The sequence below is a fragment of the Flavisolibacter tropicus genome, assembly GCF_001644645.1.
GTDB lineage: Bacteria > Bacteroidota > Bacteroidia > Chitinophagales > Chitinophagaceae > Flavisolibacter > Flavisolibacter tropicus.
The window spans coordinates 5,894,147-5,906,884 of the sequence record NZ_CP011390.1 but is presented as its reverse complement, the minus strand read 5'-3'; the positions used below and the strand labels follow the sequence as shown (position 1 = coordinate 5,906,884).

At 41.6% G+C, this 12,738-nt stretch carries 5 protein-coding genes; 1 reads left to right on the top strand and 4 read right to left on the bottom strand.

Annotated elements, in window-relative coordinates; translation table 11 throughout:
• Window positions 1-127: 127 nt before the first annotated feature.
• From SY85_RS24895 to SY85_RS24880, 4 genes are all read right to left on the bottom strand, one after another.
• Entirely contained in the window at window positions 128-2,275 is a 2,148-nt protein-coding gene (locus SY85_RS24895; protein WP_066409117.1) for a type IA DNA topoisomerase, read from the bottom strand.
• A 77-nt stretch (window positions 2,276-2,352) separates the two neighbouring features.
• The gene (locus SY85_RS24890; RefSeq protein WP_082886695.1) at window positions 2,353-3,132 is read right to left on the bottom strand and encodes a hypothetical protein; all 780 of its coding nucleotides are present in this window, start codon (window positions 3,130-3,132) and stop codon (window positions 2,353-2,355) included.
• Window positions 3,133-3,458: 326 nt separating this feature from the next.
• Window positions 3,459-4,790 carry an alpha-L-fucosidase gene (locus SY85_RS24885; protein WP_066409114.1) on the bottom strand — a complete coding sequence of 444 codons (1,332 nt, stop codon included), beginning with the start codon at window positions 4,788-4,790 and terminating at the stop codon, window positions 3,459-3,461.
• 345 nt (window positions 4,791-5,135) lie between these two features.
• Window positions 5,136-7,481, bottom strand: a complete 2,346-nt coding sequence (locus tag SY85_RS24880) for a hypothetical protein (RefSeq protein WP_066409111.1) — start codon at window positions 7,479-7,481, stop codon at window positions 5,136-5,138.
• 808 nt (window positions 7,482-8,289) lie between these two features.
• Between SY85_RS24880 and SY85_RS24875 the strand changes: the two genes are divergently transcribed.
• The gene (locus SY85_RS24875; protein ID WP_082886694.1) at window positions 8,290-12,708 is read left to right on the top strand and encodes an ATP-binding protein; all 4,419 of its coding nucleotides are present in this window, start codon (window positions 8,290-8,292) and stop codon (window positions 12,706-12,708) included.
• Window positions 12,709-12,738 lie beyond the last annotated feature (30 nt).

Sequence of the window (12,738 nt, the reverse complement as noted above, 5' to 3'; positions counted from 1 at the left end):
ACCTAAACCGCACGTTTTTAAATAGCTGCTATTTATCCAAGGAGGGTTTAAGTATATTTTTCTGCCGCTCGCTTAAGAAAAGCTCGTCCGCAATTTCTTTACCAGGTCTATTTCTAACACCTTCCATTCACTCCAACCCTATATTGAAACTTCCATCCATCACCAACTTTCCATCAATTTCCTGTTCATTGCCCGGTATTTTTAACCCTTTTATTTTACCAGTTTTTCCCTTGCTCAACAAGTCAAAGATTTGCTTATCACTTAACTTTTTTCCCAGTATTTCAAAAGGTATTTTGAAACCGCATACCTGGAAATTGGCACATCCATAGGCACTATTCCCTTTCTTCAATAAATGCGTTTTACATTTTGGGCAATACAACTGCTCTATGGATATAGATTCTTTTTCGGCCTTAGGTTTGCGCTCTTTTTTGGCGCCTTCCTTTTTTTCATCAGTTACTGGTTTTGCCACCGGTTCTGGAGCAATACTAATCGACTTGCCCCTGCTTATCTTTACTTCCCTGGTAAGCGCCACCACCATATCAATCAGTTCCTGTTTAAATGTGGCCGCCTCGTAAGCTCCTTTTTCAATCAATCGCAGTTTTCGTTCCCATATTCCCGTCAGTTCTGCACTTTTCAACAATTCATTTTGAATCGTATCTATTAAGTCGATACCCGTTTGGGTCGCAAAAAGGTTTTTCTTTTTCTTCTCAATGTATTTACGGCGAAAAAGAGTTTCAATGATATTGGCCCTGGTAGAGGGGCGCCCAATGCCATTATCCTTTAGCAGCTCACGCATTTCTTCGTCTTCCACCTGTTTGCCGGCTGTCTCCATGGCCCTTAGCAGACTGGCTTCTGTAAAAGGCTTGGGGGGTGTGGTCTTGCCTTGGTGTATCCATGGTTCGTGCGGCCCACGCTCTCCTACCTCAAATACAGGCAGGATCCTTTCCGCTTCCTCCCCTTCTTCTTTGTCCTTTTTGGCTTTAGCATCATTGGCATACACTTCGCGCCAGCCGGCTTCCAGCACCTGCTTACCAGTAGCTTTAAACTCCACTTGCCCCACTTTACCCATCACAGTAGTATTGGCCACTTTACATTCGGGGTAAAAGGCTGCAATAAAACGGCGCGCCACCAGGTCGTATACCCGCTTTTCTTCGGGCGACAAATTATTTGAAGGTGATATATCGGTAGGAATGATGGCATGGTGATCTGTTACTTTTTTATCATCGAATACGGTCTTTAGTTTTGGGATGGGTTGCGCCAACACTGAGGCCGTTAATGTTTTATAATGAACCATGCTTTGCAGTATCCCTTTAATCTTGGGGTACATGTCTTCCGGGAGGTAAGTAGTATCCACACGGGGATAGGTCACCAGCTTTTTCTCATACAGGTTCTGGATATGCTTCAATGTTTCATCGGCCGAATAAGCAAACTTTTTATTGGCTTCCACCTGTAGGGCCGTTAGGTCGAACAGGCGCGGATTGCCCTCTTTAGCATCTTTCTTTTCTACTGATATGATCTCGAATAAATGTTCTTTCAGGTAAGCCAGGCCCTTGTTTGCTTTTTCCTGGTTGTGTAGGCGGTCGATCGTTGCCACAAACTCTGTTTCGCGGTACAGGGTTTTCAACTCCCAGTACACTGACGACACAAAGGCATTGATTTCTTTTTGCCTTTGTACGATCATAGCAAGAGTGGGCGTTTGCACCCGCCCAATCGACAGCACTACTTTAGGCTGCGCAAATTTTTTGGTAAAAAGCCGGGTAGCATTCATTCCTAGCAGCCAGTCTCCAATGGCGCGGGAGCTACCGGCAGCATACAGGTTATTGTATTGTTCACTGTCTTTCAGTTTCTGAAAACCTTCGCGAATGGCTTCTTCAGTAAGCGATGATATCCACAGCCGTTTTATGGGTTTGTTGCATTTGGCTTTTAGCAGCACCCAGCGCTGAATCAGTTCTCCCTCCTGTCCGGCGTCACCACAGTTAATAACTTCCTCACAATCCTGGATCAGTTTTTCGATGATACCGAATTGTTTTTTTACACCATCATTGTTGATGAGTTTGATACCGAAACTGGCGGGTATCATGGGCAGGTCATCCAGCCTCCAGAATTTCCATTCAGGTTGGTAATCTTCCGGTTCTTTGAGCGTACAGAAATGCCCAAAGGTCCAGGTGACCTGGTATCCTGCGCCCTCATAATAGCCATCTTTGCGCTGCTTTGCCCCTAATACTTCTGCAATATCTTTTGCCACACTGGGTTTTTCAGCAATACAAACCTTCATAATCTATTCAATATTGACAAGCGAAAATAAGTTGATTGCAATTGGTGAAAAAACTCTGTGGAAATCTAGGACGACATTTACTTTCCACCGTTTGCTTTTAAATCTTCCAGGCAGGCTGCATCCAGCTTTGGATTTGTTTTGCGTAACAAAAAGCTAGGCGACTCTTCGGTATCAGTGAGAAAATACATCAAACATTGTTTGTTAATACAATGTTTACCATGATCATCATCTTTATGTGCGCTCTGTAACGCAGACCCCACATTAACCAATCCAAGTAAATGACACACCTCATGTTGTAATACTCTTGTTTCCAAATCCGAACGATTCAGCTTTTTAAACTTGTTGGAGTTGTCATCCAGATTTCGGCCAAATAACACGGCAGATGTATTTAAATACGCATATCCGAGCATTTGCCCCTCTATATAATAGCCATTGGTATAGAGAATGTAAACAGTCAGCTCTTTGTTTTTTGTAAATGCGGTGCGGTTAGCTTTCTCAATGCCTATTACTTCTTGCATGGTAAGAGAGGAATCAGCAGAGGAGGGAATTTCTTTTGTAACGATACTGATTCCTCCCGGCTTATGCAGGTGATCATAAAGGAAATATTTTAAGTTAAGCAACGCTTTTGCATCGGGTTCATAGCCTGGCATGTACTGCACCTCTATTCGTAGTGAGGTAAAATTTTCATCTGTCAGGAAATCCCTGGCGGAAGAGCCAACTCTTTGTAAGTGATAGTTTTTCTCAATAACATTTTGATCTTCGGCAGCAATTGACTTGGTGCAACTCATAAAGCCTATCGATAAAAGGCACAAGAATAGCATGGGTAGCTTCAGAGCATGTACGATGGTGTTATTCATAAGATAGCGATTGTTAAAGTGAAAGCCTAGTAATCAAACAAAAGCCTATTGCCATTATAATATTGAACAGTAATTTACCCCTGTTATCAATAATTGTAGTAACGTTTAATAGGGATTTAACAGTGATGCCTACTAGCATCCACGCTACTTCCCGACGAGTCTTACCTCATAGCCTAACTGCTATCACTTACCCGCCGAGAAAAGGCCTGGGTTTTATGAAAAAAGAGGCTAAATAGCCTCTCTTTTCATGCTGTAACATTTTTCTTATGGTAGCTGATCCCCCTCGGGAAACATACCAAAACGGCGGTTAACTGTCTATCCGATGGCTATTGCAATCCACCCTGTCCCTTATATAAATGCAGCGGACCGTCCAGTTCTACTGCAAGGACTGACATATAGGTATCCTGCACCGCTGCTGGCACGTCTATGTACACCAGTCCAGGAACCGGGCTCCAGGAAATCTTTCCAACGATTTTATGTGGTAGCGTTTGCTCCGTACCAACAACTCTGATATTTTTGATCTTATTACTTAATCCTTTCACCACCACCGGGCCATTAACTTTCCCTGGCAGGAAAAGATAAAGGGTCGAAGAGTCTTTTGAGAGTGTAGAAGGGCCATAAAAATGTCCTTGCGACATACCGCCCAGGGTGCCAAAAACAGCTTCCTCGTGTTTATGGTTCCATTTACCCAACTCTTTTAATACATGTACCTGCTGGGCTAGTATAGTCCCATCTTCTTTGGGTGCAATATCCAGCAATAGGTTACCGCCATTGCTGATCGCATCGGCAAAGATGGTAATCACTTCGTAGGGAGTTTTCCAATTGGTATCCTGTGGCTGATAGCCCCAGTTATTATTAATGGTCATACACAACTCCCACCAGTTGAATTTTGGTCGGGTTACCGGGAAGTTTTGTTCCGGGGTATCGTAGTCGCCATAACCTTGCAGGCGGCCATTTATAATAGCATCTGGCTTTTCATTGAGTATACTCCTGCGTATCGTTTCGGCTTTCCACTCTTCCGCACTATGTTCCCAGTCGCCATCAAACCACCACAGATCGGGCTTATAAGCTTTATTCAGTTCAATAATCTGAGCTAGGTTGAACTTCAAAAACGTTTCCCAGCGAGCAGGATCATCGGCTATTTTGTAACGGCTGCTATCCTTCAAAAAGCCTGGATAAGCCGAATGGCTCCAGTCTATCAACGAAAAATAAGCGCCGCGCTTGATTCCGTACTTATTCAAGGCCGCATAAAAAGGTGTTAGCACATCACGGTGAGCCGGCGTGTTTTTGGGTACACTATAATGATTTTCTTTTGTGGGCCATAGTGCTACACCATCATGGTGTTTGGTCGTCATCACCGCATAGCGGGCACCGCTTTCTTTGATAAGAGCCGCCCACTGATCCGGATTATAGTTACGGGCTGTAAACCCTTTTAACTGATTCATGTAATCTACGTGGCTGATCTTACGGTTGTGAAAACTCCAGCTCTCATCAATGCCATTCACCGCATAGATACCCCAATGAATAAAAATTCCAAGTTTGGCATCCGAAAACCATTGCATCTTCGACCGGATAGAGTCCGGATTTATTTTTGATTGCGCCTGACTGACACTTGACATAGACAATAGGCAACCGGCAATAATCCAATTCTTTTTCATTTATATGCTTTCCCAATTAATTTATTAGACTCTTTGTCTCACCGAAATAAGTACTGCTTAAAAAACGCTTTAATTTCCTTATTGCACAATGGATTTTTCACTGCAACTAATGGATAATAATGCGTCCTCATTACTAGCCTCAATTACTGCCTAAATTGGCAACAAACACCAGCTACTTACATGCCGGCAATTTAATAAATATAGTTTCGAAAATCGGGCGTGTCTATTTAAGATCTATTAGACGAATTTGCAAATGCCTAGAATTTCTACAGGCAGCAATCAATACAATAAAAAAGGATGCTCTTTTCAGAGCATCCTAAGATGAAAAGCTTTCAATTAATAAGGCTATTTGATACTGACAAGTTTGCCAGTTACCTGCTGATCACCAACCCGGAAAACGTACACCAGGTTCGTACGTTGAGCCATTGGCACAGCGTATTCGACATTAAGTGTCTGACCTTCTTTCACAAAGCCCTGGTAAACGGTTTTCACTTTTTGCCCAAGCATATTATATAATTCCAGGGAGCCATGACCAGAAACAGCCGACTGCAAAGCAAATCTTATTTTGCTGTTGAATGGATTTGGTGCTGCTAAAACTTTAGATTGTTTGGGGTCGATCCTAGCCGTAACGGTTTCTACAGATTGGATGTTAGTGGTTGCCTCCTGCGTTAAAGGAGCTGCACCTGACGTCTTATAATTACTACAATCCGTAGCTAACGAACTGCAATCACCTACCGTAAGCACAATACTAAAGCCTTTTCCAACCACTAAGCCGCTGATTACAATGTTACCATCCGCATCTTTATTAGCAGCCGTTGTTCTTGTAATTGTAGGTGCACCCATATAATTTTGGATGAGTGCATAAGAACCTCCGTCTACAACATTTTTAATTCTTACACTAAAGGTTTCTTCATTACACTCAGGAGCTATGTAATCTACTGCAGGTCGTGTAGGATTAGCGGTGTAGTTAATTTTCACAGCATCGTTTGCTGTACCGCATGGGCCAGTTGGATCATTAGTAGTCAAAGTTAGGGTTACTGAACCTGCTAATACTTCTGCTGCAGTTGGTGTATAGGTGGCATTCAATGCATTTGCATTTGGAAGGAAGGTACCATTACCTCCACTCCAGCTTCCGGAAGAAGCACCACCACCTACAGAGCCATCGAGCGTTACCGTTGGCGAACTCGCACATACTGTTTGATCATCCCCCGCATCAGCTGTTGCTGGATCATTAATGGTCAACAGCATGAAGTCAGAAACAGCACCACATGGTCCGGTTGGATCATTGGTAGTTAGTGTCAGAGTAATTGCTGACGAACTGGCTTTGTCTTGAGTACCTGGCGTATAAACGGCATTCAGCGTAGTAGCATTGGGACTGAATGTACCATCACCACTGGTTGACCATGTTCCTGAAGAAGCACCGCCTCCTACTGAACCGGCAAGTTGTACCGTACTGCCTTCACATATAGTTTGATCGATATTGGCATTTGCTGTTGCTGCCTGGTTTATAGTACCAGTTTGCGTACAAGGGGTTCCGGCGCCGCCCAGATTGGTAACTGTTAACGAGACGGTGAACGTACCGGTTGCAAATGTTTGACCGGAACCTGGTACTATTGTTATTGAAGTAACATTAGCGCCAGATAGTGTTGTTGTAGTGGTACCGTTCTGTATGGTAGCATGTGTTGTACTTGGTGTAAGCGTCCATGCATAATTAGTGATGCCTGCTGTAGAACCGGTGTAAGAATAGGTTAAACCAGCAGTAGTACCCTCACAAGCTGTTTGCGCAGCCGAAAGTGTGCAACCTTGTGTTGGCACCAATACGGCAGAGGCCTTCAAAGATCGGTCTTGGTTACCGCCTTTGCCATCAATGGAGATCAGGCGCATATGGTAAGGTGACCCGCTTACTTTGGACGCCCCTCTTCCCAAACCCCAATCGTATTCAGCAGCTATATGACCTCCCCAGGCTATCAAGGCTGTACTACCATTATTGGATCTAAATCTTATTCTAAGTTGGGTTTTGGTACTGGCCGTTGTGGCATCTTGGTTATCCTGCTTAAGGTATAGAAAATCGACAATGGTACCACCCCAAATGGCCATCTTAGTAGCATTGGATCTGTTGGCGCGAGTTGAACCAGGCAAGTCGTTGAAGCTATTCGCAGGTTGTCCTGTTTTTTCAGCACCAGTACTGGAAGGAGTTGGAATTTGGTATTCCAAACTGTCAGTAAGGACAAAACCCGTACCGGTTGTTGGATCAACAGCTTCCGGTCCATGGGTATAGTTTTTCTGGTGAGAACCTTCTGGATTATCGAGGTTATAATAGTGTGTGATGTAGTCAAGAGCATGGCCATTTTGGTCTTTGGTATCCCACTCAATTATCAAGGTATGTATGGTTGTTGCATTACCAACCAGCCCCGAAATCCGCATACGGTAGGGAATGGAGTAGCCTTCTGCAAAGTGTGCGCCGGAAGGGCCTAAATTACCATTTTGCCAAAATATGGTTTTGGGTGAAGAAGCCGATCCGTTTTCCCCTTGGTCCAGGTCAGCGCTGGGAGACTGACTGATAGCCTGACTAGAAAGCATCAATAAAATGGAAACAAAAAAGATACTAATACCATGCTTTCGCTGCTTGCTATTACCGCATGGATTCAAAGCCACCCAAAGATGGCTGCAAGATTTTGTATATCTCAACATAAGAGTTGTATTTGTGGTGAGAAAGTTTTTATGATACGATAGAAAATGGGCAGATGCAGTTAAATGCATGGTGGAGAATTACAGCAATAACATTGCAGTAGCTTGCTAACAGGCAATACTATATTGGCTATTGTATCCGCATAAATACAACAGAGCATAACATGGCGTTTAGAGTGGGAAAACACAATTTCCGTTACACCATCTTCAAAGCGTATGATTACAGATTAGATAGGGAGAACTGATAAAAAACAGTTAAGCGGTAGCAGTATAAAACCACTTACCCAATAATCAAGGAAGCAGATTAATAAAGTAGAATTGTGATAGATAAAAGGTCAAAGGAATGAATCAAAGGGCCAAAAAAGGTGTTTAAACAAAGAGTAAGAATTAAATCTGTTCCAACAGAATAAAAGTCAATACAGAGAGTACAAAATTGATTATTACTTAAAGGTCTTATATAATATTAATAAAAGCAACAGTCTAATTTATTTTTTCCTTTCCTAACGCGTTTCACCTCCTAGCATAAGTGCTGTTGTAAATATGGCAGCCTTCCAGTAACAGACAAACGCTTGCAATTATTGAATTCCAAATCCCTGGCATAATTGAATTTCTGCATCCGCACAAAATCAAGACTCGTATCAATAAGTTAATCTATATCCGCTAACATAAGTGTAATTAAAAGACCCTAAAGAAGCAACACCTTTATTCAAGGAAACAACTCTACAGTTATAGATAGTATAAAGGATACAGACCAACGCAATAGGTATCCTGCAAAAATTTGTGTAACTTATAATTACCAAAGACCCTGGTTATGGGGAATCACCTAAAAATACTAGGTCCAAAACGGGTTTTTCTATTTTTTACGCTACTTAGATCATTACTAGTTTTTGGACAAAACCGCGCAGAGGAAGGCCTTCCTTTCATTACAAATTATACCGCCAAAGAGTATAACTCTTCACCACAAAACTGGGCTATTGTAGAAGATAACCGAGGGGTCATGTATTTTGGGAATACATCTTGTCTTCTGGAATACAATGGTGTAAAATGGCGTAAAATAGTATTTAACACCGACGCTATTGTTAGGTCATTGGGTAAAGACAAAAACGGTACTATTTATTATGGTGGCTATAGCGATTTCGGATACCTTGCGCCCGATAGCCTGGGTCAACCCAAAATGCATTCGCTTTTAAAATTCGTGCCTGTAGCCTATCGCAATTTCAATGACGTATGGACTGTAATTGCCACAGATGAAGGAGTATACTTTCAGTCTCGTGAACGCATTTTCAGGTTTCAGAAAATAAATGAAGGTGGCAAGGAAAGCTGGAAATTAAGAATTTGGAATTCGCCCCAAAGATTCATGTACGCTTTCTACTTTGACAATACGTATTATGTGCACCAGCAGGGCGTAGGCATTTTAAAATTGGTAAATGATAAATTGGTCTTTGTACAAGGTAGCTCCTTTTTGGGGAAAGAACGCGTACAGGTAATGCTACCTTATACAAATAAAGATCAGGCACTAAAGCAATACCTGTTTGGCGCATTTAACAGTGGATTGTATTTATATAATGGCAGCTCGTTTACTCATTTCTCAACTGATGCTGATTCTTTATTATTCAACAACACCTTATACAAAGGCATTACGTTAAGAGATGGATCATACGCTTTGTCTACAGCAGGAAGAGGCATTGTTATTTTAGATAAACAAGGAAAAAAACTTCAGCAATTAAACAGAGAGGTTGGCTTACAGGATGAATCAGTGTACGCTGTTTACACAGACAAGAAAGGTACATTATGGATGGCATTAGATAATGGTATTTCCCGCGTAGAAGCAGCTTCTCCTTTTACACAATTCACTATACAATCAGGTATCAGCACCGCTACCATTAATGTAAATAGATTTGAAGGCGACTTGTATATAGGTACAACAAACGGACTTTTAAAGTTAAACCCCAATACGGCAAAATTTGGACAGGTAAAAGATATACCAGCCAACCAGGTATTTGCCTTGATACCAGATAGCAATAAAATGCTTGTTTCAACAGACGGACTTTTTTCCTTAGAAAATAATAAAATACATACCATAAAAGAGTCTGTTGCGGGTGACTTTTTAGTGAGTGGTCTTTACATTTCTAAAAAGAACCGAAACATACTGTTTGCTGGTTTAAGTGGAGGAATGGCTGTTTTGAAACGAAATACATCAGTCTCTCCATCCGGCAAATCTGCTGCATGGGTCTATGAAGGTCTTGTACCAGGCGTAACTGAAGATGTCTGGACTTTTGCAGAATCCAGGGATGGCTCCATATGGGCTGGTACACAACAAGGATCAATAAGGCTGACCAATTTCACTGATAATAACGGCCACCTATCATTAGCTAACATTCAGGTAAAAAAATTCGGTACAGCAGATGGCTTATCGGAAGGAAGCATCTATGTTAGCTCCATACAGGGAACGGTCTTCTTTGTATCCGGAAAATCTGTTTTCAGGTTCAATACAGACTCACAACGATTTATGGTTGATACAAGTTTTGGGAAAATGGGTTTTGGTAACGACCCCAACCAGTATGTTGTAAAAACGGATTACAAAGAACGCGTATGGTTAAACTTTGGTAAGGAAACCGCATTGGCAACACCCAAACCAGGCGGTGGATACCTAATTGAAAAAACTCCTTTCCTACCGATTGCTGACCATGTAGTTGCCAACATCTTTCCTGAACCAAACGGTATTGTATGGTTTGCAACTACCGATGGATTAATACGATACAATGAAAACCTTAAAAAAGATTATAGTGAACCTTTTACCACCCTGTTACAAAATATAATTGCGGAAAAACAGGCACTGGCGTTAACACTGTCTAGTAGTCAAAAGAAGACATTGCCCTATAATCAAAACAGTCTTCGTTTTGATTATGCAGCACCTTTTTTTGAACAGGAAAAGAAAACGCAATACCAAACCTGGTTAGAAGGCTTTGAGCCGGGCTGGTCTAACTGGGATAATAATACTTATAAAGAATACACCAATCTTCCTGGTGGCAAATATCATTTTCACGTAAGAGCAAAGAATGTTTATCAAAACATAAGTCAGGAAGCCCAATATAGCTTTACCATTAAGTTCCCTTGGTATCAAACATGGTGGGCCTATCTCCTATACATTCTTGTAGCACTGTCTGCTATTTATCTTTTTACCCGTTACCGCACCAGCAAGCTGCGCAAACAACAGATTGAATTGGAAAGAAAAGTGCAGGAACGAACCCGTGAAGTGCAACAGCAGGCAGAGGAACTAACAACTGTAAACCAGATTAGCCAGGCCCTGGCATCGCAAATAAACTTAGATGACCTGATTAAATTGGTGGGAGAACAGATGCGACAACTTTTCAAGGCGAATATTGTTTACCTGGCTTTGCTGGATAAAAAATCCAATACCATAAGCTTTCCCTATCAATATGGTGAAGCATTACAGCCAATGAAATTAGGAGAAGGCATTACTTCAAAAGTTTTAATGAGCGGTCAGCCGATTTTAATTAATAAAGATGTACATGAAGTAGCAGAGCAAATGGGTATTCGCCGTGTAGGAATACCCGCAGCGTCTTATATAGGCGTCCCCATTCCTATAGGCGATGAAGCAATAGGCGTGCTGAGTGTACAAAGCACGGTGCAAGAAAATCGTTTTTCAGATAAAGACGTACATCTTTTAAGTACAATAGCAGCCCATGTTGGAACAGCTTTACGAAAAGCCAAGCTGTTTGAAGAAGTAAAACAGGCCAGGCAGGAGGCCGATACTGCACGTAAGGCTGCAGAAGCTGCCAACGAAGCTAAAAGTGCTTTTCTTTCTACTGTAAGTCATGAATTAAGAACACCACTTACATCAGTGCTTGGTTTTGCCAAAATCATTAAAAAAAGGTTGGAAGAAAAAATACTTCCATTAGTAGATAGTTCAGACCCAAAAATAGACAAGACAGTTCACCAGGTTTCCGACAACTTAAACGTAGTGATTACTGAAGGGGAGCGGCTAACAAACCTAATTAATGATGTACTGGATCTAGCCAAAATAGAAGCTGGAAAAATGGAATGGAATCTTGAACCCATTGAAATTTCTTCAGTAGCGGAAAGGTCTATTGCAGCCACTACTTCTTTGTTTGAACAAAAAAAACTGGTACTGGAAAAACAGATACAAACTGATCTACCTGAAATTATGGGCGACCGGGATAAGTTGATACAGGTAATGGTCAACCTGATATCCAACGCTGTAAAATTTACACCTGAGGGGTCTGTTACCTGTCGTGTATATAGAAAAGACGATGAGATCGTTGTTGATATTAGTGATACAGGCATAGGCATAGCTTCTCAAGATCATGCAGCTGTTTTTGAACAATTTAAGCAAGTAGGTGGCGACACCCTTACAGATAAGCCTAAAGGTACTGGCCTAGGATTGCCCATTTGTAAAGAAATCATAGAGCACCATGGTGGCCGTATTTGGCTAGAAAGCGAACCGGGTAAAGGAAGTACATTTTCGTTTGCACTCCCCATCATCAAGTCGGATGTTAAGCTTCTTCACTTTAATGATCTGGTGAGACGACTAAATGAACAAATGAAGCAATCTACTTTAAATAGAAAAGGTAGTAAGGCAACTATTTTGGTAGTAGATGATGATGAATCAATCCGTTCCTTATTGCGTCAGGAATTAAGTGATGCCGGGTATATAATTGAAGAAGCTACAAATGGAAAAGAAGCTTTATCAAAAGTAAGGGCTAATCGGCCAGACCTTGTCATTCTGGATATTATGATGCCGGAAATGAATGGCTTTGACGTGGCAGCCATTCTTAAGAATGATCCCTTCACCATGGACATTCCTATACTGGTATTATCAATTATTCAGGATAAAGCACGTGGCTACCGGATAGGTGTAGATCAATATCTTACCAAACCGATAGATACAACCAAATTGTTTGATGAGGTAGGGCACCTTTTGGAACAAGGTAAGTCGAAGAAAAAAGTAATGGTAGTGGATGAAGACAAAAACGCAATACACACCTTGACCGATGTGTTAGCAGCAAAAGGTTACCATGTGGTTGAATCTGATGGTAAGGAATTGATACAAAAAGCAATTGATGCAAAACCAGATATTATTATACTTAATGCTTTGGTATCCAGAAAACAGGAAATTGTTCAGAGCTTAAGATTTGAGAAAGGACTAGAGAACGTATTGTTCATCATATATCAACCACCTAAGTAGGTTTCAATTTCATTATCTAATTAGTTAGCA

Coding starts and splice junctions, on each gene's coding strand:
- SY85_RS24875 (WP_082886694.1), top strand. CDS start 8,290: ATGGGGAATCACCTAAAAATACTAGGTCCAAAACGGGTTTTTCTATTT.
- SY85_RS24890 (WP_082886695.1), bottom strand. CDS start 3,132: ATGAATAACACCATCGTACATGCTCTGAAGCTACCCATGCTATTCTTG.
- SY85_RS24895 (WP_066409117.1), bottom strand. CDS start 2,275: ATGAAGGTTTGTATTGCTGAAAAACCCAGTGTGGCAAAAGATATTGCA.
- SY85_RS24880 (WP_066409111.1), bottom strand. CDS start 7,481: ATGTTGAGATATACAAAATCTTGCAGCCATCTTTGGGTGGCTTTGAAT.
- SY85_RS24885 (WP_066409114.1), bottom strand. CDS start 4,790: ATGAAAAAGAATTGGATTATTGCCGGTTGCCTATTGTCTATGTCAAGT.